This window comes from Citrobacter sp. wls717 (assembly GCF_005280955.1).
Lineage (GTDB): Bacteria > Pseudomonadota > Gammaproteobacteria > Enterobacterales > Enterobacteriaceae > Citrobacter > Citrobacter werkmanii.
Window position 1 is genome coordinate 212,428 of sequence record NZ_SZWW01000006.1, and the last position, 26,826, is coordinate 239,253.

Genomic DNA, 26,826 nt, shown 5'->3' on the forward strand with positions numbered 1-26,826 from the left:
GCGCTAATTATTGTCTGATATTGATCGTCCTAATGCATACTGACGCGGTGTAGCCGCGGTGTAGCGCACAAAGGTGCGATGGAAATGGCTTTGGTCGGCAAACCCGCTCTGGTAGCCGACATCCGCAATTTCGTCCCCGGCCCGCAGCCGCTGGCGGGCATAGTTAACTCTCAGGATATTCAGATAACTCCCCGGCGTCAGGCCGGTGTCCTGCTTAAAGTTACGGATCAGCGTCTCTTTACGCATGTGGCATTCATAAGCCAGATCGTCCAGCGAGGGGGGTGCAAACAAACAGGACTGCAACCGTTCACGCAGATACGCGCTGGCAGCGCTAAGGTTTTCCGCTTTTACCGATTGCAAGGGCAGCGAGCGCAGCAGTGCCTGCGCGGCATCGGTTATCTGTGTCGTTTGTTGCCGCTGCATGAGCGCCACGAGGCGCAAATAGCGCTGGAATAATTGCGGATCGCGGATAACGGGATTACGTGGGTAAAGCTGCTGATTGCTGCTCAGCGCAGGCAGATGGGCCAGGCACCACCGGGCATCAAGATAGAGCATATGGTAACTGCGAAACCGCCCATTAACGGGGTTACAGCTGTGAGGTGCCAGCGATGGGATCACAATGAGGTCGCCTGAGCTCAGGAGGTATTCTTTGCCATCACACTGGCAGCACGTCTCACCTTCAAGAATTGCTCCAACCGAGAGCTGAGAATGATGATGACGTTTATAGGCTTGATGACTACGCCAGGTGCTGCGCAGCTCCAGCCACGGCAACTGCGCGTCACGCCAGAACGATTGTGGAATATCCCGGGTATGCGTCACATCTCGCCCTCCATGAAAGTGATGATTTGTTATAGCACAGGGCGTGCGATGAAAAAGCGGGAATGTGCATTGAGGTCGTGATTCTGCGTGATACGTTCCAGATAAATGCGGACGTTACAAAGGGACGTTTTTATCTCTGAAATCGCCTCGCAAAGAAAGAAAGTTGCAGGTGATGGTGTGGTTTACCAGCGCTACATTCACGGCATCTTATTCCCAGGTGACGGATCGCCATGAGTAAAGCAACGACTTCTACCCCGCATGATGCGGTCTTTAAAACGTTTTTACGTCACCCAGAGACCGCACGGGATTTTCTGCAAATACATCTTCCTGTTTCGCTATGCGAACTTTGTGACCTTCAGACGCTGAAACTCGAGTCCGATAGTTTCATTGAAGAGAATTTACGCGCGTCTTATTCCGACGTGCTTTGGTCGGTGAAAACGACGGAAGGGGATGGATATATTTATGTAGTGATCGAACACCAGAGCACACCGGATGCACATATGGCATTCCGGTTGATGCGCTATGCGGTTGCGGCCATGCAGAAACACTTAGATGCCGGGCACCAGCAATTGCCGCTGGTGGTGCCGATGCTGTTTTATCACGGAGCTAAAAGTCCATACCCCTGGACGCTGTGCTGGCTGGACGAGTTTGCGAACCCGAAGTTGGCGCGTCAGCTGTATACTGCGGCGTTTCCACTGGTGGATATTACAGTCATACCGGATGATGAAATTGTACAGCATCGGCGTATGGCACTGCTGGAGTTAATTCAAAAACACATCCGTCAGCGCGATCTTATGGGGCTTGTTGAACAAATTGTTTCCCTGCTACTTACTGGACTGACTAATGACAGCCAGATAAAGACACTGTTTAATTATATTTTGCAAACTGGCGATGCACCTCGATTCAGTGAGTTTATTCGTGGGGTCGCTGAACGTTCACCGCAGCATAAGGAGCATTTGATGACGATCGCGGACAGATTGCATGAGGCAGGTTTTCAAAAAGGATGGCTAAAAGGTCTGCAGGAAGGTAAACAAGAAGGTAAACAGGAAGGTAAACAAGAAGGGCTGATAGAGGGGCAGCGAACTGAGGCGCTCCGTATTGCTTGCACCATGCTGGCAGATGGCATCGATATCAGCACGGTACAAAAAATTACCCGACTTTCTGCTGAGGATATCAAGGGTTTAAGCCATTAGAGATGACTTAAACCGTGCATTCGCCTGTTCAGCAGCATCGGGTATACTGATTTACTCTATCGCCACCTTTACCGCCTCGCCGAGTTTTTGCATGACTTCCCGATGCTTCTCGTCTGGCGGCAACGCACAATTGATGCGTACGCAGTTGCGGTATTTACCGGATGCGGAGAATAGCGAGCCAGGCGCGACCTGGATTTTCAGGCGACAGAGCTGTTTGGCGACGCAGACCATATCGACCTGCTGTGGTAATTCAACCCACAGCATAAAGCCACCTTTCGGCCGGGTGACGCAGATCCCACAGGGGAAATATTCCCGTACCCAGCAGGTATAGATCTCCATATTCCGCTGGTAGATCTGACGCATACGGCGAACATGACGATGATAATGCCCCTCGCGCACGAAGGTGGCGGCCGCCAGCTGTGTAGCAGGAACGTTAGTGCCGATGACGGCATATTTCATATGCAGAAATTTATCGTGATAGCGACCGGGAATAACCCAACCGACGCGCAATCCCGGCGCCACGGATTTGGTAAATGAGCTGCACAGTAGCACCCGACCGTCGCTGTCCCAGGAATGGATTGTACGCGGACGTGGATATTCCGTGGCCAGTTCTCCGTACACATCATCTTCAAAAATAACAATATCGTGCTGCTGGGCGAGGGCGAGCACAGCGCGTTTACGCGCATCCGGCATAATAAAGCCGAGCGGGTTGTTGCAGTTAGGAACCAGGATCACCCCTTTAATCGGCCACTGATCCAGCGCCAGTTCCAGCGCTTCAATGCTGATCCCGGCATCTGGATCGGTCGGGATCTCAATAACTTTGATCCCTAATCCGCGCAGCAGCTGCATTGTGCCGTAGTAGGCGGGAGATTCAACGGCGACAATATCTCCAGGCTGGCAGACCGTTAGCAGCGCCAGCGACATTCCGCTCTGGCTGCCATTAGTGATCACAATATCATCCGCATTGACGATCGAACCGCCGTCCAGCATGAGCCGGGCAATCTGTTGACGCAATTCCCGACAACCAGGTAATTCATCGTAGCCCAGAACTGCCTTGAGATTATGCTGCGCCACGCGGCTGAGTTCGCGCCACAGTGGCTTCAGGCTGGGTTGATTGATATCGGGCACGCCACTGCTAAAAGGGATTATCGATTTGTCCGCATGACCTGCCAGCATGTCCAGCACCTGATCCCACTGGGTTATCTCGACCGGACGCTGCACCGGACGCGACATCGGCGGCACCGGCGGTTGTGCTTTTTGTGGCGCGACAAAATAACCGGAACGCGGCTGCGGCGTGATCAGCTGTAGTTGTTCCAGCGTCTGATAGGCCTGCTGGACGGTACTGATACTGACCCCATGCTCCTGACTCAGGCTGCGCACCGAAGGCAATTTTTCGCCATGGCGATACAGCCCCTGCTCAATGCGTTCGGCCAGCAGATTGGCCAGATGTTGGTAACGCGTCATGCTGTATCCCTCATGGGTACCATACAGATAAAAAAACCAGTACAGATTGGCGTGAAAAAAGCGATGCAGAACTCTTTTTAACCAATCTGTATGTTAAATAAAAGTACTTTGTGAGTCTGTATTGTTCAGACCCAAATCCGTGAAGATAAAGCCTCTGGCAAGGCGGGAGGCAAGGTATGGAATTTCATGAGAATAAAGCAAAGCAGCCGTTCATTGGGTTTGTACTGATCTGGCGGGCATACAAAGCATGGCGGCTACGGGCGCAAACTCGGTGTCTGTTGCAACAGATGAGCGATGAGCGGCTGCGTGACGTCGGGCTGCGACGCGATCAGGTGGAGTAATTATTTTCTATCGACAGAGGCCGGGTGTTAGCGCATTCGGCCTCTTTTATATTCACGGTGTTTATCAATTTATGCTTGTTGATAGTCTGTTTCTTGATACTTACCCTGATAAGTATTATTTTCTTCTCAGCAATGAGGAAAAAGAAACATGACTGAAGATGAACTGTTTGCCCGCCGTCCGATGGGGATGCGCATGGCGATGGTGGTACGCCAGTGGCGGGCCATTATTGATGCTGCCATCACCGATACAGGCCTGACGCAATCAAGCTGGACGGTATTGATGCAGCTGTATCAACTGGGAGACAACGTCTCGGTCAGTGAACTGGCCCAGGTGCAGGGCATTGAACTGCCGCCGCTGATGCGTACCCTCACGCTACTAGAAAAGCAGGGCTACCTGCTGCGTTCCACATCGCCTTATGACAAACGCATCCGACTGTTAACGCTGACCGCGCAGGGCCGCACAAGGCTTGAAGTACTTAACCGGGTGATTGAGACATACCAGCATCGCGTCACCTGTACCATTCCTGAAGCGGAGCTTGCCGCCTTCAGCGCGACGTTAAATCAAATCGCCTGCAATTTGCGGACAATCCGCGAAGAAGACAATCAACACTAAAAAACTATGATGACCCCAGAACAAAAATTTGCCCGTTGGGTAAGGGTGAGTATTGCCGCTTTCCTGGTAATATTCGCCTGGTTTATCGTTGCCGATATCTGGATCCCGCTGACGCCGGACTCCACGGTGATGCGCGTGGTAACCCCCGTTTCCTCACGCGTTTCCGGCTATGTCTCGCAGGTGCATGTACATAACAATAGCCAGGTGAAGAAGGGCGATTTGCTGTACGAACTGGATCCGACGCCGTTTATCAATAAGGTCGAGGCGGCGCAAATCGCCCTTGAGCAGGCGAAGCTGAGCAACCAACAACTGGATGCCCAGATCGCTTCTGCGCGCGCTAATCTGCGCACCGCGCAATTCAACGCCCGCAACGATAAGACCACCTTTGACCGCTATCAACGCCTGAGCGCCATGCAGAATGTGTCGCAATCCGATCTCGACAAGGTGCGCACTGCCTGGCAGACCAGCGAGCAGTCGGTGGCGGCGCTCAACGCCAGTATTCAGAACCTGCTTATCCAGCGTGGCGAGCGCGATGACAAGCGCAACGTGACGCTGCAAAAATACCGTAACGCGCTGGAAGAGGCGCAACTGAACCTTGGCTGGAGCAAAGTGTATGCAGAAACTGATGGCACGGTAAGCAATCTCCAGCTTAGCCCCGGACTGTACGCCACCGCCGCCACGCCGCTGCTGGCGCTGGTCAGCCATCAGACCGATATCGTGGCCGACTTTCGCGAGAAAAGCCTGCGCCACACTCGCGTGGATACCGATGCCGCCGTGGTGTTCGACGCCATGCCGGGCAAGGTTTTCTCTGCCCGTGTTACCAGCAGCGATGCCGGTATTCTGGCGGGCCAGGAGCAGGTTAACGGCCAGCTGTCGCAGCCGGAACAGTCCACCCGTTGGGTGCGTGATGCCCAGCGTATGCGTATTCATGTGGCGCTGAACGAACCGCTCGACACGCCGTTACCGACCGGGGCGCGCGCCACGGTACAGCTGTATAACAGCGAGGGGATGTTCGCCCGTACCTTTGCCGGGGCGCAAATCCACCTCGTTAGCTGGCTGCATTATGTCTATTAACACGCTGGCCCATGTCTTTACGCCGCACGGGAATATTGTCTACACCGCCAATGATTTTCGCCAGACCCTGCGTATCTCCGTTGCCGGGACAATCGCGCTGAGCATCTCAACCTTCTACAACGTGCAGTACGGCGTGTTCTTTGTGGTTTATCCGCTGATGCTGCTGTCGCTGGTGCCGGTATTCAACCGCCATGTGGCAAAACAGTTTGTGTTCAGCGCGGCAGTAAACTGTGTTGAAATGGTGCTGATCGTCGGCTATCTCTCACAGTGGCCGCTGATCATGACGCTGGTGGTGTTCGGCCTGTACGTGATGCGTTTTCGTTTTATGAGCAAAGGGCCGCTGTTTCTGCTCGGCTCAATGGGCGTGGTGTGCCAGAGCACGATGCTCAACTTTATGAGCTATCCCACCACCAACTGGCATACGCTGATGTTCTCCAATATGGAAGCCTGCGTCATGGCGGTGGCGCTGAGCGCGCTGCTGCATTATCTGATCCCGGACGTGGAACCCCGCCAGCCGCCGCCGCGAATTGAAAAAGATGCCGCCCGGGTGCGCCACGAGTCGCTGCTTTCCGGCACGGTGGCGACGATGATTTTTGTTGTCTTTCAGATCTGTGACTTAAGTGATTCGCTGTCGGCGCTGATGGCGGGCATTTTGATCCTGTTTCCGATGCACTATCGCGGGGCGGTGATCAGCTCGATCTGGCGTGTGGTTGGCGTGGTGCTGGCCTGTCTGTATATTCTGCTGGTGCAGTTGCTTATCTATGATTTCAGCAACCACATGGTGCTGATGATGCCGCTGATCGGTCTCGGGCTGGCGTTCAGCGCCCGCCTGCACGTAATGGAAAAAGTCGGCGCGGGCGTGGGGTTTGCCAGTATCACCACTATCGGCATTATGTTCGGCCAGAACCTGCACCCGGATCAGGACCTGGTATTCAGCGATCTGTACCGCATCACCTCCGTCACCGTCGCGCTGGTGGCAACGCTAACCATGGTATTTCTGGTGCACCGGGTGTTGAACTGCTTTGCTGCGACACGGTTTGTAATTACCGAGTGAGCGGGGGGCCAGTGCCGGATGGCGGCTGCGCCTTATCCGGCCTACAAGGAGCGGGATTTCCAGGCCCGGTCACATCGCGTCACCGGGCAATTCAGCAGGGGATTATTTCTTCAATCCCGCAAACGCGGCTCTGATCTCATCTTCCGGCAACTGAATGCCAATAAATACCAGCAGGCTGTGCGGTTGTTCGTCGCCCCACGGGCGGTCCCAGTCGGCGCTGTACAGGCGCTGGACGCCCTGGAACAGCAGGCGGTTGGGCTCGCCGTCAATCCACAGCATACCTTTATAGCGCAGCAGCTTCTCGGCGGATTCCAGCAGCAGGTTTTCCATTACGCGCGATACGTCGCTGATGTTCACCGGGTAATCCAGTTCGACGACGATCGAGGAAATATCGTTTTGCTTGTCAGCGATAAAGTGGAAGCGCGGTTTGGCGCTGACCACGTTCTCTTCCAGCATAAAACCGTTGGTGTCGAACAGCAGCGAAAGATCGATGTCGCCATGCGTCACGGTGTAAATCGGCGCACGGGCGTTGATGCGCGCCAGGCGCTCACGCAGTTTCTCGCTTTCACCTGCGACGTCGGTTTTGGTCAGCAGGATGCGGTCAGCATAGCCGACCTGCGACTGGGCGATGGTGAACTGGTTCATCTGTTCATCAGCATGCACCGCGTCAACCAGCGCAATCACGCCGTCCAGCAGGTAGCGTTCGCAAATCACTTCATGGGAGAAAAAGGTCTGGATAATCGGGCCGGGGTCGGCCATGCCGGTGCACTCGATCACCAGACGGTCAAAATTGATAGTGCCTTTGTCGAGGTTGTCGAGCAGGTCTAACAAGGCATCTTCCAGCTCACTGGAGCGGGTACAGCAAATGCAGCCGTTGGTCAGGGTCTTAATCTGCGTGGCGCGGTCGCCGATCAGCTGATCGTCCACTGAGACTTCGCCGAATTCATTTTCGATAACGGCAATCTTGTAACCGTGCTGCTCGTTGAGAATATGGCGTAGCAGGGTGGTTTTACCCGCGCCAAGAAAACCGGTGAGTAGGGTAACTGCAATCGGGGTCATTCACTTCTCCTTCTAACAGCAACTGCTTCCGCCGCTACCGTAGCGGGCTTCCTGGCGCTCGCGGAAGAATTCTTCGTAGGTCATGTACGGCTTATCGGGATGGTTGGTCTTCATGTGCTCGACGTAGTTGTCGTAGTCCGGAATGCCAATCAGCATCTTCGCCGCCTGACCGAGATATTTTTTAGCTTGCCCTAAAGTACCAAACATAAAACGCCCCGGATATATGTTGAGCTCGTAGATGCAGGCTATTTCACTTGCCACTTTGACCGCGGGCAGTGCTCGCAATCCTCACGTACTGCGTGTACGCTCCGGTTGCTGCGCGCTGTCCGCAGTCAAACTGACTGCGCCAATTACGCCTGCGGCACTAAGTGATCCCGGCCGGGAGCGCAGTGCGCCACCCGGCTTCAGTTTAGTGGTGTGACGAGGTCTTCACGCCGCCTTCCGGCACCGGTACATACGGCGTCTCTTTATCAGAGCGACCATTGATGGCGCGGGCTTTCTGCCAGGTACGGAACCCGTAGAAAATGATGCTGTACACCACCACCAGGAACAGAATACTCAGACCTGCGTTGGTGTAGTTGTTGACGACGATATGGTTCATATTGGCAATCTGCTGAGCGGTCAGTTCGCCGCCGTTAGCAATCTTCTCTTTGTACTGATTCGCCATAAAGAAGAAGCCTTCCATCTGCGGGTTGGTGCTGAACAGTTTCAGACCCAGCGCCCAGGTGGTGCAGATCAGCAGCCAGACTGCCGGAACCACGGTAACCCAGATGTATTTGGTGCGCTGCATTTTAACCAGCACCACAGTGCCGAGAACCAGCGCCACGGCAGCCAGCATCTGGTTAGAGATACCAAACAGCGGCCACAGGCTCTTAACGCCGCCCAGCGGGTCAACAACGCCTTGATACAGCAGGTAACCCCACAGGCCTACGCAGCCCGCAGTACCGATGATGCCCGCCACCAGAGAGTCGGTTTTCTTCAGGAACGGCACGAAGTTACCCAGTAAATCCTGCAGCATAAAGCGGCCAGAACGGGTACCGGCATCCAGTGCGGTCAGGATGAACAGTGCTTCGAACAGAATACCGAAGTGGTACCAGAAGCCCATATCAGCCATCGGCAGCACTTTGTGGAATACGTGAGCGATACCCACAGCCAGCGTTGGTGCGCCACCTGCGCGGTTCAGAACGGATGGTTCACCGATGTCTTTCGCGGTCTGCAGGATCTGCTCAGGCGAAATCACGAAGCCCCAGGAGCTGACGGTTGCCGCCGCATGTGCGGTAACATCTTTCAGCTGCGCCATAATCAGCGGTGCATTCTCGCCGCTCATTTCATGCAGGTTCGGCATGGTGATGCCAAGGCCCGCAGGCGGGGTGTTCATTGCGAAGTACAGACCCGGTTCGATGATGGAGGCTGCAACCAGCGCCATAATCGCCACGAAGGATTCCATCAGCATTGCGCCATAGCCAATGAAACGCGCGTCGGTTTCACAAGCCAGCAGCTTCGGCGTGGTACCGGAAGCAATCAGCGCGTGGAAGCCAGATACCGCACCACAGGCGATGGTGATGAACAGGAACGGGAACAGTGCGCCTTTCCACAGTGGGCCAGTACCATCAACGTACTGCGTCATCGCCGGCATTTTCAGTTCCGGGTTGAGGATAACAATCCCCACCGCCAGGCCGACGATAACGCCGATTTTCAGGAAGGTCGCCAGATAGTCGCGCGGGGCGAGGATCAGCCATACCGGCAGCAGCGCAGAGATAAACGCGTAACCGATCAGGGTAAAGGTGATGGTGGTGTCTTTAAAGGTTAGCGCCGGACCCCAGAACGGGTCATGCGCAATCACGCCGCCGAAGTAGATGGAGGCGACCAACAGCACAATACCAATTACCGACACTTCGCCCACACGGCCTGGGCGCAGGAATCGCATGTAGATCCCCATAAACAGCGCAATCGGTACGGTTGAGCAGACGGTGAAGACACCCCACGGGCTTTCCGCCAGCGCTTTCACCACGATCAGCGCCAGTACCGCCAGGATGATGATCATGATTAAGAAGCAGCCGAACAGAGCAATGGTTCCCGGGATCGGGCCCATCTCTTCTTTGATCATCTCACCCAGAGATGCGCCGTTACGGCGGGAAGAGATAAACAGCACCATGAAGTCCTGTACCGCACCGGCCAGCACCACGCCTGCCAGCAGCCATAGCGTACCGGGCAGGTAGCCCATCTGCGCAGCCAGTACCGGTCCGACCAGCGGACCTGCACCGGCGATAGCGGCAAAGTGGTGCCCAAACAATACGTTACGGTTAGTAGGAACGTAGTTCAGACCATCATTGTTGATGACCGCCGGCGTAGCGCGCGTCGGGTCAAGTTTCATCACTTTCTGGGCGATGTACAGACTGTAGTAACGATAGGCCACCAGATAAACAGAAACTGAGGCCACCACGATCCACAGGGCACTAATGTGCTCACCCCGACGTAATGCCACTACCGAGAGGCAGAATGCACCGATGATTCCGAGAATCACCCAGGGTATGTGCTTGAATATCTTTTTCGTATCCATAGTAAAACCTGGTATCTAATTAATAATTGGCCGAAGCCGCGTGGGTTTGATCTTGTGTTTGAGGAGGTAAATTGACTGCAATGTTGGAGGGATCTTGCCAGAGAATTACGCGCGTAAAGTAAGGTAAATAAGTGAGCGGTTGTATGTCAGCTTAAGCGGTCTCAAATGTCAGTGAGCGGTTAGCAATGAGGGTGAATGGGGGAGTTTATGTGATTGAGATCACGGCATTATAGTGTTCGCTTGCCTAAATGCCGTGTTTCCCCACTGACACAGTATCTGACTGAGATACTTAGATGACGATATAACAGTAAGGCGTTTGTTCGATGTCTCTTAACAACACATGTTTCTTACGTGATTTAGTCAGGTAATATTTTTCATCCAGATAGTGGTCAATAAGTTCATCGAGGCGCTCTTTGTCTATGCGGGGTGTTACCCCGAGCGTCCAGAAGCTACGCAGCTCTAATTCTGAACGTTTGATTTTGGCGCTTTTAACCAAATCCGCAATCATATTTCTGACGCAACTTGTCGGATCCTGGTTCTGCTTGAGTTCAAGTGCAATGTAGCTGTCCTGAGTCCAGCCTTTTTTCCGCAACAAGAAATCTGCACGTACAGACAAACGCTGTGGATTTTTCCGCAGATCGCAGGCGAGAGTTTGTTCACGCCACCATTCATGACCCGTCGAAGCCAAAAGATTGGCAAATTCTATCTGCATCCAGACTTCCCAACCGGAGATGTTGTACTGATCGATGATATTAAGTTTTTGGCGAATATCTTCACGTTCAAAAAAGTGGTGCGCGAGGGTGGATAGGTGATCAAAATCGCGATTCAACATACAAGCATCCTTTCCTTAAAAACGGGAATCCTACACCTAAGACGCAATGGAACGAGTAATTTTTTGAGTAATTTGTCATAGGGAACGAAATTTAATGCGGAAACGATAATTATGTAGCAATTGCTGGCACCATAAAGTTTTCTCTTTCCAGGCCGAAAACCAGAGTATCTGTCTAGCGGAAAGAGAAAACATGTTAAAACGAATGAAGATTGTTACCAGCTTACTGCTGGTATTGGCGCTATTTGGCCTTTTACAGCTCGCCTCAGGCGGCTTGTTTTTTAACTCACTGAAGAATGACAAAGAGAACTTTACCGTTCTGCAAACCATTCGCCAGCAGCAGTCTGCGCTGAACGCTACCTGGGTTGAGCTACTGCAAACGCGTAATACCCTGAACCGGGCGGGGATTCGCTACATGATGGATCAGAGCAACATCGGCAGCGGCGCGACCGTTGCAGAACTGATGCAGGTGGCGAGCAATGCCCTGAAGCTGACCGAAAAAAACTGGGCGATTTACGAGTCGCTTCCGCGCGATCCGCGTCAAAGCGAAGCCGCGTTCCAGGAGATCAACCGCACCTATGACATCTATCACGGCGCGCTGGCGGAGCTGATCCAGTTACTGGGTGAAGGCAAGATCAACGCGTTTTTTGATCAACCGACTCAGAGCTATCAGGACGGTTTTGAGAAGCAGTACATGAGTTACATGCAGCAGAACGATCGCCTGTATGACATCGCGGTTGAGGACAATAACGCTTCCTATAGCCAGGCGATGTGGGTGCTGGTGTGTGTACTGATTACCGTGCTGGCCGCTATCGTTGCGGTGTGGTTTGGTATCAAACTGACGCTGATCTCTCCGATGAACCGCCTGATTGAAAGCATTCGTCATATCGCCAGCGGCGATTTGGTGAAGCGTATTGAGGTGGAAGGTTCCAACGAGATTGGACAACTGGCGGAAAGCCTGCGCCACATGCAGGGTGAACTGATGAACACCGTGGGTGACGTGCGTAACGGCGCTAACGCGATTTACAGCGGCGCCAGCGAGATTGCGATGGGCAACAACGATCTCTCCTCACGTACCGAGCAGCAGGCGGCTTCTCTGGAAGAAACGGCGGCCAGCATGGAACAACTGACGGCGACCGTGAAGCAGAACGCCGAAAACGCGCGTCAGGCCAGCCATCTGGCGCTGAGCGCTTCAGAAACCGCGCAGAAAGGCGGTAAAGTGGTTGATAACGTGGTGCAAACCATGCGCGACATCGCTTCCAGTTCGCAGAAAATCGCCGATATTATCAGCGTTATTGATGGCATTGCCTTCCAGACCAATATTCTGGCGCTCAACGCCGCGGTAGAAGCCGCACGTGCGGGCGAGCAGGGGCGTGGTTTTGCGGTGGTTGCGGGTGAAGTGCGTAACCTGGCCCAGCGTAGTGCGCAGGCCGCGCGCGAGATCAAGAGCCTGATTGAAGACTCGGTCAGCCGTGTGGATGTGGGGTCAACGCTGGTGGAAAGCGCCGGTGAAACCATGGATGAGATCGTCAATGCGGTGACCCGCGTGACTGATATCATGGGGGAAATTGCCTCCGCCTCTGATGAGCAGAGCCGCGGTATCGACCAGGTGGGTCTGGCCGTTGCAGAGATGGATCGCGTGACGCAGCAGAACGCCTCGCTGGTGGAAGAATCCGCCGCTGCCGCTGCGGCGCTGGAAGAGCAGGCCAGCCGTCTGACCCAGGCCGTAGCCGTGTTCCGTATTCAGCATGACCAGCAGCGCGCGCGCGACGTTGCCGCCGCTAAACCGGTTTCAACGGTCCAGCCGCGTAAAGCAGCGGTAACTGATACCGGGGATAACTGGGAAACGTTCTAAGCCTGTGATGCCCGATAAGGCGTAGCCGCCATCGGGCAATCAGCGCAGCATCAGGCGCATGGCGCAGCGTCGTTCGTACGTCTGCCCGTGCGCCACCTCTTCAGCTCTTTTTTCGCGCAATTCCGGCGAAAGCGTCTCGTCAGCCAGCATTTCAAAACCCAGTCGCGCATACAATGGCGCATTCCACGGCACATCGCGGAAAGTGGTCAGCGTCAGTGACGTATAACCTTTCTCGCGAGCCTGCTCGGCAACATAGCCAATCAATCTGCGGCCAATTCCTTTTCCCTGCCACTCCAGATGCAGCGACAGTTCAGCAATAAACAGCGATGACCCCAGCGTTTCGGCTACCAAAAAACCGACCGGACGCTCATCGACCTGCGCCAGCCAGCTCATGCCTGCGGCGGCAAATGCCCGATGCTGAGCAGCCGATATAATCTGGTCGTCAGCAATCCACGCCAGGTCGGGGATGAGTAAAAAACGTTGCCCCGCAGATCGTTCGATGGCGGGAAGAGCGGCAGTTTCTGCCAGAGTCGTGGCGCGCAAGATAATGTTCATACGTGGAGCATAACATGCCCGATAAGCGCGGTGTTATCGGGCATCTGGAGGATTAATCTTTACGCGGATCGCTAATGGGCTGGCGCACCAGGATGATGTAGGCGAGGGCGCCCACCATGGTGACGCAACCGCAGATAATCAGCGCCAGGCGGAAAGAGTTAGTGGTATCCACAATAAAGCCGGTAACGATCGGCGCGAAGGACGCGCAGATAAAACTGGCAAAGTTCTGGATACTGCCTACGGAGGCGGTCATACGTGAGGCGACGGCAACGTGGATCAAGCCCCAGCAGGAGGTTCCGGCGAAGTGGATACAGAACAGCGCCATACCGATCAGTAACACCGCGGCCATTGACGTTGTCGCCTGCGGTACCACGAAGGTGAAGGCTGCAGAGCAGAACATCCCGGCGATAATACAAATCTTCCGGCTCTTAATCGGTGCCATACCGCCTTTCACCAGCCAGTCGGTGACAAAACCGTTAATCAGCATGCCAGCTGCGCCAAACAGGAACGGAATGGCCGCCATTAAGCCGGTGCTTTTTAAATCCAGGTTGTAGGAGGTCTGCAGGTAGCCCGGCAGCCAGGCCAGGTATAACCATGCGGTGTAGTTGATGCCGCTAAAGCCCAGCATCATGCCCCACATGGTACGGTTGCGGAACAGGCTGCGCCATTCGGCAAAGCTCAGCGGATCGCGGCGGGCATTGACGCTGCCGGCGTTCAGGTAAGCCTGTTCTGTGGCGCTCAGATCAATCTGCTCGCGGTTGCGATACAACATGTACCAGCCGATGGCGAGGAAAATGCCCAGCACGCCGATGGTAATAAACATCCAGCGCCAGCCCATAACCAGCATCATTGCAGCCAGAATCGGCGGGCTAATGGCGACGCCGATGGTGGAGGCGGCGTTAAATAAACCCATGGGGCGGCCGCGCTCTTTGATGTTAAACCAGTCGTTGATGACTTTTACGCCGCACGGGTTCATGGGCGCTTCGCCGATCCCCATGCCAATACGCACCAGCACAAACTGAGTGAAGCTGTGTACCATCCCGGACAGCGCCTGAAACAGCGACCAGAAGAACATCCCGAGTCCTAACATAATGCGCGGACCCTTGCGATCCAGCAGCGGGCCGCAGGGCAGTTGTGCAATACCGTAAGCGAGAGAGAAGACCGACAGCAGGACACCGATTTGCGTGGCGCTCAGCCCCAGTTCTTCCCGAATTGTTAAGTTGGCGACTGATAATGAACTACGGTCGAGGTAATTAATCACCGCAGCAAAAAATAATAAAATCATTGCGGTGGTCTGAATACGTTTAATTCGGCTACTGCGTTGTACCATGCCCTCAGGCGGAACATTAATATCCGCTGATGACGACGTGTCAAACGAAGAACTCGGGTCGAGGGTAATATTATTTTTTTCCACGCCGGACTCCTGAACCTCAATAATTTATTTTCACACAGCAGTGGGCTGTGCAGTATTGAAAAAATACCAGTGATGAATCAATTTACTCATCACCGCTCACAAAAGTTTTTAATGCAGTCGACTTAGCGTGAGCATAGGCAAGAGGTATTTTTCAGGGGTTTATATTTTTATAAAATCGTGCTCCCGGTAATGGTTTGCTGTTTTTTATCGGTACTTAATGCGCGGCAGCGCTACTTTGATTGATGGAGCGGATCATCGATTGTTTGGCTGTATTCAAATGGTTACATAGCGCCAGGGTGGCATCCAGGTCGCTGCGGCAGATCAGCGCGCTGAGGATAGTCATATGCTCATCGATGGCAATGATATTGCGCTGTTTAAGATCGCTTTCATCCCACTGATAGTGGAAGTGGAAAATCACGGAGATGATTTCAAGTGATTGATTAAAAAATATATTGTCGGCAGCAGAGAGCAGTAAAGCATGAAACTCACGGTCTAACTGCGAGAACATACGAAAGCTGCTGCCGATGCTGTCGCGCAGGATGCGATGGCGCTCCAACAGCGTTTTGGCCTGCAGCCAGCGCGGGTCATCATCGGGCAGATTGAGGAAATGCTGTAAAGAATGGGTCTCAAGCATTTCTCTGAGTTCAAACAGCTGTTCCGCATAGGCCTGATCGAACTGCTTCATGCTCCACTGACCGCGTTTTTCGTTTTTAATCAGGTTGTAACGTTCGAATTTTAAAAGATATTCCCGCACAACTACCGGACTGACGCCTGCGGCTCTGGCAAGCTGCAGTTCGGAGAAACTCTCGCCTGCGCGCAGTTGGCGCTGGTTGATCATAGTGAAAAAAGCCTGCTCGAAGATCCGGTTTTGCTCGGTCATGGAGGCGGTGGTGCAGGCAAAACCGTCGTCATGGTCAGGTTTACGCACGATGACATAATGGCTGCCGACCTGCGTCAGTACGCCGCATTCGCTTAAATGGCTCAGCATATGGCGCACGGTGGTGCGACTGATGTTGTACATCTCGGCCAGCGCGCTTTGCGACGGAAGTGGGGAAGGGATATGACCACGCGCCATATCATCGATTATTTGGTTAATCACATTGTGGCGTAAGTTCTGTGAACGGCTCATGGTGTCTCCTTTTTCGCTATTAAAACCCGATTTAAAACATTTTTATGCGCTGAGATTCACAGATTACGTTTCCGCTTTCTCCGGTTTTTTTATTTTCGTCGATATCTGAGGCAACAAAAAAACAGGAGAGCAGAATCATGTCTACGATGAATACGTTGATTTGCCAGGAACCTAAAAAATTAGTCTGGAAAGAGCGTGAAATACCTGTTCCGGGTGAAGGTGAGGCATTAATAAAAATTAAGTCGGTGGGGATTTGTGGCACCGATATTCATGCCTGGGGCGGCAATCAACCTTTTTTCAGCTATCCACGTGTATTAGGCCATGAAATATGTGGGGAAATTGTCGGGCTGGGTAAAAATATACAAAATCTGAAAAATGGCCAGCAGGTGGCGGTTATTCCTTACGTGGCCTGTCAGCAGTGTCCGGCGTGCCTGAGCGGGCGCACCAACTGCTGCGAGAATATTTCAGTGATTGGCGTGCACCAGGATGGCGGCTTCAGCGAATACTTGTCCGTGCCGGTGACCAACCTGCTGGATGCGCAGGGCATTGACCCGCAGGCGGCGGCGTTGATTGAGCCTTATGCCATCAGCGCACATGCGGTACGTCGGGCGGCGGTAGCGCCGGGTGAGCAGGTGCTGGTGGTCGGTGCCGGTCCGATTGGTCTGGGCGCGGCGGCGATTGCCAAAGCCGATGGCGCGCAAGTGGTGGTGGCGGATACCAGCCCCGCGCGCCGGGAGCATGTGGTTTCCCGACTGGATCTTCCGGTTATCGATCCGTCTGCTGAAGATTTTGATGCGCAATTGCGCGCTCAGTTTGGCGGCTCGCTGGCGCAAAAGGTCATTGATGCCACGGGGAATCAGCATGCGATGAACAACACGGTGAATTTGATTCGCCATGGGGGCAGCATCGTTTTCGTTGGGCTGTTTAAAGGCGATTTACAGTTCTCCGATCCTGAGTTCCACAAGAAAGAGACCACCATGATGGGCAGTCGCAACGCGACACCGGAAGATTTTGCCAAGGTTGGCCGCCTGATGTCGGCAGGCAAACTGACCGCCGACATGATGCTCACGCACCGTTACGCGTTTGCCCAACTTGCAGAGATCTACGAGCGGGACGTGATTAACAACCGGGAACTGATTAAAGGCGTGATCACGTTCTGAGAGGATAAGTGTGATGAAAACATTGAATCGACGTGATTTTCCGGGTGTCAGCTACCCTACGCGCGTGATCCAGTTTGGTGAAGGTAATTTTCTGCGGGCGTTTGTCGACTGGCAACTGGATATCCTTAATGAGAAAACGGATCTCAATGCTGGCGTGACCATCGTTCGCCCGATTAATACCGATTTTCCGCCGTCGCTGAATGCTCAGGATGGGTTATATACCACGCTTATTCGTGGGTTGAACGAGCAGGGCGAGGCGGTAAGCGAGGCGCGGCTGATTCGTTCGGTAAATAACGAAATCAACCCGTACAAGGATTTCGCGGCGTATCTGACGCTGGCGCACAATGCGGACATCCGCTTTGTGTTTTCGAACACCACTGAAGCCGGGATTAGCTATCACGCGGCGGACCGTGTGGATGATGCCCCGCCGGTGAGTTTTCCGGCCAAACTGACGCGACTGCTGCTGGAGCGCTTTAACCATTTTGCGGGGGCGGTGGATAAGGGCTGGGTGATTATTCCTTGCGAACTGATCGACTATAACGGCGATGCGCTTAAAACGCTGGTGCTGCAGTATGCGCAGGACTGGCAGCTTCCTGCGGCGTTTGCCGATTGGGTGGAAACGGCGAATACCTTCTGTTCCACGCTGGTTGACCGCATTGTTACCGGCTACCCGCGCGAAGAAGCCGCCGCGCTGGAAGCTACGCTTGGCTATCACGATGCATTTCTCGATACCGCGGAACACTTTTATCTGTTCGTGATTCAGGGACCTGCATGGCTGGCTGAAGAGTTAAAGCTGGCGCAATGCCCTCTGAATATCCGAGTAGTAAACGATATTAAGCCGTACAAGGAACGTAAGGTCGCGATTCTGAACGGCGCGCATACGGCGCTGGTGCCGGTTGCCTGGCTGTGCGGGCTGGATACCGTTGGCGAAGCGATGCAGGATGCCGATGTCCGCCGTTTTGTCGAGCGGGCGATTAGCGAGGAAATTATACCGGTATTGGATCTCGACGCCGATGAACTGCGCGAATTTGCCGGTGCGGTGAGCGGGCGTTTTCAGAACCCCTACATTCGCCATCAGTTACTTTCCATCGCGCTTAACGGCATGACCAAATTCCGCACCCGTATATTGCCGCAGCTGCTGGCGGGCCAGCAAAATGGATGTTGGCCTGTGCGCTTAACCTTCGCTCTGGCCGCGCTGTTGGCGTTTTATCGCGGTGAACGGGCCGGGGAAGGCTATCCATTGCAGGATGACGAGCAGTGGATAAATCTGTATGCCAGCCTGTGGCCGCAAGTTGGCAATGATTTAACGCTGCGGGAACTGGTGAATGCAGTGCTCGGAGAGGCCGCGCACTGGGGTGAAGATTTAACGTTATTGCCAGGTCTTGCTGAGCAGGTGACAGCCAATCTGGAAATGATTCTGGTACAAGGTATGCGTCAGGCGGTGAACAGTCTGGAATAAGGTTGCCATGCAGCGCCCGGAGTGGTGTTGGGCGCTGTTTTTTTTAACCCTGAGCTGCCACCACTTTGATTTCAACCATCCCGATCCCCAGCTTCCGCGGCGAGTGGCCGAGAATATTGCCCTCGTTGGTGGCAACCGGATCGGGTGGGATAATCACCAGCGTATTGGCATCTGCCGGGTTTTCAAAATGTAAGGTAGTGGTGCTGATATCATGGCTTAACACCAGCGTCTGTTCTTCATTGCCAACGCGCACGGGTATCGGGCGATTGGCGTTATCGCCATAGGCTTTGGCGGTGATGACCAGATCGAATTTTTTCGGCAATGGCGCTTTGTATTCGATTTTTACCTCTTCACTGAGCTGCGCATTGGACCAGCGTCCCCAGGATTCGGGGCGTGAAATACCACTAAATTGTTTCACCTCTTCCGGCGCGCCCGCCACGTTAAAGACGAAGCTGTCGGCTTTGTAGCGAATATCGTTATCGACAATTTTCAGCGTATCGACGTTTCCTTTGTAGCGCTCCATGTCGATCACCGTGTCTTTAAAGACGGTTTTGCTTTTCCATTTGGCTTTGTCAACGTGCTGCACAATTTGTTGCCCGCCCAGTTGCCCCTGAGAGACGCACCAGTCGGTGGAAAGCGCCAACTCCGGCGCCCACAGCTGCGCCATTTTGTAGCAGCGATCGACCCAGACAAAGTTATCGCGCGGCGCGAAATCCGCCAACTGGAAGCGCAACGGCGCCGAGTATTCGCTTTCTGGTAGTGGTTCGACGCGTTTATCCGATACGCGCAGCAGCAGTGGCAGGCGGAAATGACTGCCGGAGAACGCGATCATGTTCTTGTCCTGGTCAATGGTGAACTCTTTCATCTCTTTCGGGAAATTCCACAGGCGGATGATATCGGGCTTCCACGCCAGCATTTTTTCTTTGATGTTGAGGAACACTTCCGACACGGATTCGCCCGACAAACTGCTGCGGCCAAGGCCGATAAAGTTATCGCCGCCCAGAATATCCAGCACCGTTGCGCCGTTATCCATCGTGTTACGTTTCACCGCCAGCGTATCCTGTTGCGGTTGGTCGCCGCGTAGCACGAAGAACAGGTTGTTGCGGTCCTGCTTGTTCAGATACTTCCAGGCGGTGTTGTTCATTGCCAGATGATCGGAAGAAACCACGATCACGGTATCTTTAAACCATGGGGATGCTTTGATTTTATTAATAAATTCAGCAATGTTTTCCTGACTGCAGCTCACCGCGCTGAAGGACTGATTGGCCTTACCGTCGATGTCATAACGTTTACGGTTACAGCTACGAGAGATAAATCCATCCGGATGATGGGTATCCACGGTCAGGGTAAACAGTGAAAAACGTTGTCCTGAACGCGATAGTTCTTCAAATTTTTTCCATGCTTCGTCCAGCACGGTGTCATCGTAAAAGCCCCAGTCGTTACGATATGCGGGATCCGCCACCACGCTTTTTAACTCTTCTGCGCCGTACAGATGATCAAACCCGTGAGATTTCAGGAACACATCCTTCCCGGCAAAGCGCAGGTTAGCCCCCTGCACAAAGTAGTTTTGGTAGCCGGAGTTTTTCAGGATATCGCCGAGACAGATATTGTTGGGGAAAAAGCTGGAAACCGATGCCGAGGCGTTGCCTTCAAATGGCGCAAATAACGGGATGCCACATTGCGAAGCGACCATGCCAGCGATGGTGTAATCCGTCCCTGGTAGCTGCATGGTGTTGCTGAAATCCATGCCTTCGTTTTTCAACGCGCCGAGCTCCGGGGTCAGATCCGGGAACGCCTCGTTATTAAAGTAGGTGCGTTCGAGACTTTCGCCGTAGATATAAACCAGGTTCAGCTTCGGATGAGGGATGGTTTTCGACGGCTCTTTATAATAGGTCAGGAAATCCGGATCGCCATCGCGCGACTGAGATTTCACCAGTTCAGTTATCTGGTGAAACGCCGGGCTGGCGTCAACGGAGGCCAGCGCCAGCAGCAGGGCCAGTAGGCTGTAACCCACGTGATGCGGGTGATGGCGACGGCGGCGAAGGATCCAGCCGAGGGCGACGAAGACGGTCGTCAGCGCCAGCGCAATGCCGACGCCAGGCAGAATATATTTCCCGATACCTGCGCCGGTCAGGCTGTTGGTCAGAGTGTAAAGCACCGCGTCGTTGATTCCGTCGCCGGTGAAATAGTCACTGGCATACAGTGTGATATTTAAGACAATAAAAATCCCCAGCACCGTTAACGTGGCGGCAAACCACCAGGTATTGCGACCCGCTTTCCAGGCATAAATCAGCACTGAAGCGAGAAACAGAGTGATGGAGATTAATTCTGACACGGTCGATCCTCAGTAAACCGGGCACATGCCTGGCAGGCTAATCATTTGGTGAGAGAACAATGTAATAGCGTTGTTATATTGCTGCAATTGTAGTGACATTAAATTACGTTGTTATTCAGAATTGGTTTAGATATGCGCGTTTTGTTGCGGGTAATTACGGCTTTCGTGATGGCGGTCTGTATCGGCAGGAATAGGGGGATGCCGCGCAGGGGATACGCGGCATTTAATGCCTCAGGAAATGAAATTCATACCCTGTTTTAACACCAGATCGCAGGCCTTGGTTTTTACCTGCTTCGCCAGCGAGCTATTACCAATCGTGTTCAGGTCCAGCTGTTGGCCATCTTTGGCGTTGAGCAGGCCCTGAATGCCGTCCATGTAATTGGTGTCTTGTTTCTGCTCTGGGGCACTGAGGCCGAGTTTATCCAGCACCTGGTTTTTGACGTTTTGCGCGTCGGTGACCGAGGCCAGTTTCTGTTTGGCGCAATATTCCAGGATCCCGGCGGCGTTATTCATGCTGCTTGAGGTCAGCGACTGATTGCTGCCATTCAGCAGACTGGTCAGGGAGGAGAGCGACGAGCTGCCCTGCGAGCCGGAGCTTTGTTTGCTCAGTTCGCTGGCCGCGCTGGAGAGCGAGTCCTGCCAGGAGGCGGCAAAAACGCTGGTGGAGATGAGCGTACTGGCGGCAAGCGCACAGCACAGCAGACGTTTGGTTGTTTTCATCATTATATGCAACTCGTGTTATGCCTTTTCAGCGCAGTATAGCGCTGGCAGCTTTAGGAGTGGTCCTAATACGTTAATACTCTTTTCCTGTTACCCGGCTACGGTAGCTGTCCCAGTTAAAAATCACCCACAGGCTGTTACCGAGACGCATGCGATCCATCACGCGCTCACCCAGCAGTTTGTTCATTTCGTCCATATTGCTGTTGGTTAACATACCGGTCGGGCGTTTTGAGGACGATCGGCGATCGACGATCTGATTGATGATCACTTTTTCATAGCGGGATTCGGTCTGCATGCCGATCTCATCGATCACCAGCAGATCTACATTGCTAAGATCGTTGAGCAACTGTTCTTCGCTGGTTTCACGGTTACTGAAGGTTTCTTTCATCGCCGACATGATATCAGCCACGGTAATGATCAGTACCGACTTACCGCGGAGCAGCAGTTCGTTGCAGATAGCTGCCGCCAGATGGTTTTTGCCGGTGCCGGGTTTGCCCGAGAAAATAAAGCTGGCGATGTTGCCGTCAAACTCATCAACGTACTGGCGGGCTTTGCTCAGGGCGTTCATCTGACCTTCGCATTCCACCCGATAGTTATCGAATGAACAGTTTTGGTGCAGCGGACGGATACCGGAGCGGTTGAATGTGCGCTGCATTTTCATGGCCCGGTTTTCGCGGGCCAGCGCTGCGGCACGAATTTCACCTTGCTCTTTTTGCCATGCCAGTAGCTCTTCGCCCGTTTTAAAGGCAGGCTCGACATTGGGCGGCATCATTTTTTGCAGACGTTTCATCAGATCGCCAACGTTTTTCATCGTTATCCTCTAAAACCTGGTGGAATATGGCTGTCAGGTTCGCTGACACTGTTCACATCGCGCTTTGGCATTCCGCCATTGCTGGCCCGGCCAATCTGGATGCTACGCGCCAGTTTTTGCTGCCACTGAATATGGTGAAAGACTTTGCCTTCGGCCTGCCAGTAGGCGACGAATGAGGCCAGTTCCTCGGCGGTGACCGGTTCTCTTAACGCCACGCCCCACAGAGCGGCCTGGCGCTGAAAGTCGGCATCGGGCTGCCAGTCAGCGTACATCGCAAATTTCCCCATTGGCACGGCCACGGGCGCAGCTTGCGGCTCTTCATAAAATTGCGCATCCAACGTCACATCGCTTCCTGGACGTGACAGCTTCTCTTCAAGCGCCAACAACTGAGCCAGTCGCGCAGGCGTCAGCGCGTAAAACGCTGGCGCATTGTTGGCGAATACCGCTACGGCGCCACCCGCAGACTTTGCCAGTACCGCGTGGTGATCGTGTAGTAAGGCGTCAATGCTGATGACGTCCGGCGTCAAAATTTTGCAGGGCATAATGTTTCTCAAAACTGAACAACAACCGAGAAGGGACTGCTTTTATAGTAACACAGAGAACCAGGAGAGCAGCAGATGAGGGGGAGATTCCCCCTCTGCGAGGTGCTAAGAAATTACCGCGCTAGACGCGTGGCCGTTTGCGATACAGCCATAAGCCTGGTACGGATAAGCCGATAGAGAGCGCGCCGACAATCGATGAAGCTTTCAGGAAATTGGTCAATAGGGTGATCATCAGCGCTTCGCTGTAGCCGAAATGGCCAATTTTTACCGCCGAAATCATGGCGGTGTAGGCGGAGATCCCGGGAAACATCGGTATCACAGCCGCAACGGTGAAAACTTTCGGATGCGCCAGATACCAGCGCGACCACTGGATCCCAATGCAGCCAATCAGCAGCGACGCCATGAAGGTTGACCATTCAATATTAAACCCTGCGCTCATCATCACCATTCGTGAACCGTGGCCCAGCGCGCCGAGTAACGCACACCAGGGAAGCGCGCGGTGCGGGACGTTAAACACCATGGCAAAGCCCAGAGCCGGGATCGCCGACAGGATCATGTCCTGTATCAGCGCCAGAATGAAATCGATCACGCCCATCCGCGCAGCCCCCATAAGGTCATCGACATAACCACCCCAATGCAGGTTGCCAACGTCAGGAGACTGGCAATGGCCCAGCGAGCCAGCCCGGTATTAATGTGCCCCTTAAACATATCCGCGACAGAGTTGATCAACGGAAAACCCGGAACCAGCAGCAGCACGCTGGCAGCCATGGCGATGGTTGGGGTGTGATTAAAGGTCGGCAGCGTCAGCAACAGGCCGGATATTGTGGTCGCCACAAAGGCGGTGATACAAAAGTTGATTTGCGGGTGCAAATGCCGTGACGCCAGAATCTGGCGGATATACATCGCCACCATGCTGGCGAAAAAGGTGATCACCGCGCCGTCCCATCCGCCGTTATTGAGTTTGCAAAAGCAGGCGCAGGACAAACCGACCATCAATGCGACCAGCCATCTTGGATAGCGTAGCGGCTTAATCTGGCTGAAGCGCTTCTCAACGCCTTTTATATCCAGTAGTTTGTGTTCCGCTAAAATAACGATGTGCTGCACTTCCGTCACGACGTGCATGTTAATGCCGCGATCATGATTTTTTCGGGTCGACGTCAGGCATTGCCCATCTTTAATGGTAGTCAGGACAATCGCATTGGAGGAGATGGCGCTTTCTACGCTATCCATGCCAAGCGCCAGGCCGAGGCGAGTGGATAGCTCGTCAACCAGCGCGCTTTCTGCACCATGCTGGAGTAAAAAAAGCCCACATTGTATACATAACCGTGTAACCGTTCGCTGTGACGACTGCTCTGTTTGCATGGTTCGCTCTGACTGAAAAGGATCTCATTGAATAGTGAATGTCTTCTTTTTATCATGAAGCATGAGCCAGTTGGCTCTGGCAAGATCAATCTTTGTGTTGAAAAAAGACGCAGGTCGTACTCGCTTACATGCCTTACCTGCTAATCAATAAAAACAGTATCACATGATAAGATAGTTTTATTTATCAGGATGGCAAATACGTAAGCAATTCTAACGTTCTATTTTAGTTCTTTTAATTGTACATAGAATGTATTTATGCGTAATTTTGTAATAACGGTTCAATAGTTTGACGCTATTGGGATTATAGCGCCATTATTTTAATGTTTGAATGAAATCCAAGGATAAACAATTCACCTCGTCTATTGTTTAGGGTTTTCCTGTTAATTAATACGTTTAATTTATCAGGGATCTTCTAATAAATGCGAATACGGACTGGTGAATGTGGAGGGGATATGTTGCCAGGACGCTGCAAAAACGCAATTATTATTAGCAAATTACCGATCGTACAAACTGGGCTTAAAGGTGTAATGCAAGAACAGTTTGCTGATTACGAATTGACTTACTGTCGTTCTGTTGAAGAACTAACATTGTTGCAGTTGCGGTGCGCTGATTTGGTGATTGCTGATTTATCAGCAGACTGCAATCATCCTCGCTCAGTTTGCGAACAATTTTATTCTTTATTATCTCAATACCGTGATATTCATTGGGTGTTTCTTGTATCTCGTGTTTTTTACCCTCTCGCCATCGAACTGCTGATGTGCCCGATCAGTTCGCTGTTATCTGATGCTGAGCCGATTGAAAGTTTAGTGAATGTAATTCACGCGGGAAATACCCGAGCTGAGAGGATAAGTAAATCTCTGATTTCCCCTCCCGTAATGCCAGAGTTGGCTGACAATAGCGCCCGCTCAATTGCACTTACTCTCTCGGAGAGGAAAGTGCTGAGACTCCTGGGAAAAGGTTGGGGAATTAACCAGATTGCATCGTTACTTAAGAAAAGTAATAAAACAATCAGCGCCCAAAAGAACAGCGCCATGCGTCGCTTATCAATACATAGCAATGCAGAAATGTACGCATGGATAAATAGTTCTCAAGGATCGCGAGAACTGAATTTACCTTCAGTATATGGGGAGACCACGGAATGGAAAGCAGAAGCATTAAAAGAAACGTCGCACTTGTAGAAAAATGTGCGATGAGTCGCGTGGGTATTGAGAGTTTATTTAATACCATGCCGGATGACCAATACGCACTTCATCTCTTTTCGAACCAGCCTGCCTTTAGTCAGGCGATGTTAAAAATGTCATTTTCGGCAGTAATTTTTTCTCTTTCTGCTATCAGAACCGATCGCAGAGCAGGACTCGCCTATCTGACGGAGATGGCGATAAATTTTCCTCGCATCAGGCGTGTGGTGATTGCCGATGACGATGCTGAGGCACGTTTAATTGGCTCTCTGTCACCATTGCCGCTGGATGGGGTCGTTAGCAAAGCCTCTTCGTTAACTGTGCTGCAGGAAGCTTTGTTTACGTCGTTGAATTGCCCTACCCGGACAACCGAAAGCGCGAAAAACCATTGGTTTATCAATCAAAGCCGTGTGCTTAGCCCCACAGAACGAGAAATACTGCGTTTTATGTCAAATGGCTATTCGATGCCGCAGATTGCCGTTCAGCTTGAACGGAATATTAAAACCATTCGGGCGCATAAATTTAACGTAATGTCCAAGCTGGGCGTGAGCTCAGATGCGGGTTTACTGGATGCTGCCGATATCCTGCTGTATCTGCGTGCAGGCGAACCGACACCCATTCTACAAGCGGCGTCGTGACGGCCAACGTAGACGTATTTTGTGTCGGGTTCAGTCACCGGCCCGGGGCGTGAAACATCATTGGCACACATCAACCCAGGTGGCTGAAGTTAGCTCAGCCATCCTTTCCGGCGTGATGCGAACCGCGCTGTGAATGGCTCCTGCCGCAGGCAGCACTTCAGCATAGTGCTTCAGAGAGACATCGCAATAAACCGATATCGGTGTTTCCAGCCCGAAAGGACAAACGCCGCCAACGGGGTGACCCGTCGCATTCACGACCTCATCACTACTCAGCATACGGGCTTTGGCGCCGAATGTGCTCTTTAGCTTTTTATTATCCAGCCGGGCATCGCCTTTGGCGACGACCAGAATGATGTCGTTCTTTACTTTTAGCGAAAGTGTTTTCGCGATCTGACCGGGTTCGACATTATGGGCTTTTGCTGCCAGCTCGACGGTTGCCGTGCTCTGATCTAATTCGATGATCTCAATATCTGGGGCATATTGCGCCAAAAATTGGCGTACTGATTGCAAACTCATTCTTCTCTCCAAATCGCCTACGGGCAGCTCCATACAGCAGAAAACCGCATGGCGTAATTTGTCATAGGGGCAAGCTCGCTGTAAATATTTTATTGTAACAACATGGCAACATTGGCAGTTTTTCGATCATCTTCACAATCAAAGAA

The 26,826-nt window shown here is 52.9% G+C and carries 26 protein-coding genes; 10 read left to right on the forward strand and 16 right to left on the reverse strand.

Annotation, left to right across the window (positions count from 1 at the left end):
* Positions 1-3 precede the first annotated feature (3 nt).
* On the reverse strand, positions 4-819 hold the full coding sequence (locus FDX09_RS03395) for an AraC family transcriptional regulator (protein WP_085048371.1): 816 nt from the start codon (positions 817-819) through the stop codon (positions 4-6).
* Positions 820-1,049: 230 nt separating this feature from the next.
* Here FDX09_RS03395 and FDX09_RS03400 point away from each other — a divergent pair, with 230 nt between their 5' ends.
* Positions 1,050-2,012 (forward strand): Rpn family recombination-promoting nuclease/putative transposase, encoded by a 963-nt coding sequence (locus tag FDX09_RS03400; protein WP_137346799.1) that lies wholly within the window; start codon positions 1,050-1,052, stop codon positions 2,010-2,012.
* A 51-nt stretch (positions 2,013-2,063) separates the two neighbouring features.
* On the opposite strand, the gene FDX09_RS03405 is transcribed toward FDX09_RS03400, so the two are convergent.
* Positions 2,064-3,476, reverse strand: a complete 1,413-nt coding sequence (locus FDX09_RS03405; RefSeq protein WP_069324124.1) for a PLP-dependent aminotransferase family protein — start codon at positions 3,474-3,476, stop codon at positions 2,064-2,066.
* A gap of 176 nt (positions 3,477-3,652) precedes the next feature.
* Here FDX09_RS03405 and FDX09_RS03410 point away from each other — a divergent pair, with 176 nt between their 5' ends.
* From FDX09_RS03410 to FDX09_RS03425, 4 genes are all read left to right on the forward strand, one after another.
* Entirely contained in the window at positions 3,653-3,817 is a 165-nt protein-coding gene (locus FDX09_RS03410; RefSeq protein WP_069324123.1) for a DUF1127 domain-containing protein, read from the forward strand.
* A gap of 148 nt (positions 3,818-3,965) precedes the next feature.
* On the forward strand, positions 3,966-4,430 hold the full coding sequence (locus FDX09_RS03415; protein WP_137346800.1) for a MarR family transcriptional regulator: 465 nt from the start codon (positions 3,966-3,968) through the stop codon (positions 4,428-4,430).
* 6 nt (positions 4,431-4,436) lie between these two features.
* Positions 4,437-5,504, forward strand: coding sequence for an HlyD family secretion protein (locus tag FDX09_RS03420; RefSeq protein ID WP_137346801.1), 1,068 nt, complete (start codon positions 4,437-4,439; stop codon positions 5,502-5,504).
* Positions 5,494-6,558, forward strand: coding sequence for a DUF2955 domain-containing protein (locus tag FDX09_RS03425; RefSeq protein WP_069324120.1), 1,065 nt, complete (start codon positions 5,494-5,496; stop codon positions 6,556-6,558). The genes FDX09_RS03420 and FDX09_RS03425 overlap by 11 nt, the downstream gene beginning before the upstream one ends.
* Positions 6,559-6,660: 102 nt before the next feature.
* On the opposite strand, the gene yjiA is transcribed toward FDX09_RS03425, so the two are convergent.
* The 4 genes from yjiA to FDX09_RS03445 form a co-directional block, all read right to left on the reverse strand.
* Positions 6,661-7,617, reverse strand: coding sequence for a GTPase (gene yjiA, locus FDX09_RS03430; protein WP_137346802.1), 957 nt, complete (start codon positions 7,615-7,617; stop codon positions 6,661-6,663).
* Positions 7,618-7,629: 12 nt separating this feature from the next.
* Complete coding sequence (locus tag FDX09_RS03435; protein ID WP_003830038.1) at positions 7,630-7,824, reverse strand: YbdD/YjiX family protein; 195 nt, start codon at positions 7,822-7,824, stop codon at positions 7,630-7,632.
* Between the two features lie 202 nt (positions 7,825-8,026).
* A complete protein-coding gene (gene btsT / locus FDX09_RS03440; RefSeq protein ID WP_137346803.1) occupies positions 8,027-10,177 on the reverse strand; it encodes a pyruvate/proton symporter BtsT in 2,151 nt (716 codons plus the stop codon).
* Between the two features lie 289 nt (positions 10,178-10,466).
* Positions 10,467-11,009, reverse strand: coding sequence for a hypothetical protein (locus tag FDX09_RS03445; RefSeq protein ID WP_069324113.1), 543 nt, complete (start codon positions 11,007-11,009; stop codon positions 10,467-10,469).
* A gap of 190 nt (positions 11,010-11,199) precedes the next feature.
* Between FDX09_RS03445 and tsr the strand changes: the two genes are divergently transcribed.
* Positions 11,200-12,861 carry a methyl-accepting chemotaxis protein gene (gene tsr / locus FDX09_RS03450; protein WP_121529969.1) on the forward strand — a complete coding sequence of 554 codons (1,662 nt, stop codon included), beginning with the start codon at positions 11,200-11,202 and terminating at the stop codon, positions 12,859-12,861.
* Between the two features lie 39 nt (positions 12,862-12,900).
* Here the strand turns inward: tsr and FDX09_RS03455 are convergent, their stop codons facing one another.
* From FDX09_RS03455 to FDX09_RS03465, 3 genes are all read right to left on the reverse strand, one after another.
* Complete coding sequence (locus FDX09_RS03455) at positions 12,901-13,416, reverse strand: GNAT family N-acetyltransferase (RefSeq protein ID WP_042312563.1); 516 nt, start codon at positions 13,414-13,416, stop codon at positions 12,901-12,903.
* A gap of 52 nt (positions 13,417-13,468) precedes the next feature.
* Positions 13,469-14,830, reverse strand: a complete 1,362-nt coding sequence (locus FDX09_RS03460; protein WP_087857417.1) for an MFS transporter — start codon at positions 14,828-14,830, stop codon at positions 13,469-13,471.
* Between the two features lie 214 nt (positions 14,831-15,044).
* A complete protein-coding gene (locus tag FDX09_RS03465) occupies positions 15,045-15,959 on the reverse strand; it encodes a GntR family transcriptional regulator (RefSeq protein WP_038636960.1) in 915 nt (304 codons plus the stop codon).
* A gap of 137 nt (positions 15,960-16,096) precedes the next feature.
* Between FDX09_RS03465 and FDX09_RS03470 the strand changes: the two genes are divergently transcribed.
* A complete protein-coding gene (locus tag FDX09_RS03470) occupies positions 16,097-17,119 on the forward strand; it encodes a zinc-binding alcohol dehydrogenase family protein (protein ID WP_121529971.1) in 1,023 nt (340 codons plus the stop codon).
* 13 nt (positions 17,120-17,132) lie between these two features.
* The gene (locus FDX09_RS03475) at positions 17,133-18,578 is read left to right on the forward strand and encodes a tagaturonate reductase (protein WP_137346804.1); all 1,446 of its coding nucleotides are present in this window, start codon (positions 17,133-17,135) and stop codon (positions 18,576-18,578) included.
* A gap of 43 nt (positions 18,579-18,621) precedes the next feature.
* Here the strand turns inward: FDX09_RS03475 and opgB are convergent, their stop codons facing one another.
* The 6 genes from opgB to FDX09_RS03505 form a co-directional block, all read right to left on the reverse strand.
* Positions 18,622-20,913: a phosphatidylglycerol--membrane-oligosaccharide glycerophosphotransferase gene (gene opgB, locus FDX09_RS03480; RefSeq protein WP_085048364.1), complete on the reverse strand. Its 2,292-nt coding sequence runs from the start codon at positions 20,911-20,913 to the stop codon at positions 18,622-18,624.
* 231 nt (positions 20,914-21,144) lie between these two features.
* Complete coding sequence (locus FDX09_RS03485) at positions 21,145-21,636, reverse strand: DUF2501 domain-containing protein (RefSeq protein ID WP_048215003.1); 492 nt, start codon at positions 21,634-21,636, stop codon at positions 21,145-21,147.
* Positions 21,637-21,706: 70 nt separating this feature from the next.
* Complete coding sequence (gene dnaC, locus FDX09_RS03490) at positions 21,707-22,444, reverse strand: DNA replication protein DnaC (RefSeq protein WP_038636979.1); 738 nt, start codon at positions 22,442-22,444, stop codon at positions 21,707-21,709.
* A 2-nt stretch (positions 22,445-22,446) separates the two neighbouring features.
* Positions 22,447-22,986, reverse strand: coding sequence for a primosomal protein DnaT (dnaT, locus tag FDX09_RS03495; protein ID WP_006686572.1), 540 nt, complete (start codon positions 22,984-22,986; stop codon positions 22,447-22,449).
* A gap of 121 nt (positions 22,987-23,107) precedes the next feature.
* Entirely contained in the window at positions 23,108-23,581 is a 474-nt protein-coding gene (locus FDX09_RS03500) for a threonine/serine exporter (protein WP_038636981.1), read from the reverse strand.
* Entirely contained in the window at positions 23,572-24,348 is a 777-nt protein-coding gene (locus FDX09_RS03505) for a threonine/serine exporter ThrE family protein (RefSeq protein ID WP_085048363.1), read from the reverse strand. The genes FDX09_RS03500 and FDX09_RS03505 overlap by 10 nt, the downstream gene beginning before the upstream one ends.
* Positions 24,349-24,800: 452 nt before the next feature.
* Between FDX09_RS03505 and FDX09_RS03510 the strand changes: the two genes are divergently transcribed.
* Entirely contained in the window at positions 24,801-25,526 is a 726-nt protein-coding gene (locus FDX09_RS03510; protein ID WP_038636985.1) for a response regulator transcription factor, read from the forward strand.
* Complete coding sequence (bglJ, locus tag FDX09_RS03515; RefSeq protein WP_051594501.1) at positions 25,487-26,164, forward strand: DNA-binding transcriptional activator BglJ; 678 nt, start codon at positions 25,487-25,489, stop codon at positions 26,162-26,164. The genes FDX09_RS03510 and bglJ overlap by 40 nt, the downstream gene beginning before the upstream one ends.
* 57 nt (positions 26,165-26,221) lie before the next feature.
* On the opposite strand, the gene FDX09_RS03520 is transcribed toward bglJ, so the two are convergent.
* Complete coding sequence (locus tag FDX09_RS03520; RefSeq protein ID WP_137346805.1) at positions 26,222-26,680, reverse strand: YbaK/EbsC family protein; 459 nt, start codon at positions 26,678-26,680, stop codon at positions 26,222-26,224.
* Positions 26,681-26,826 lie beyond the last annotated feature (146 nt).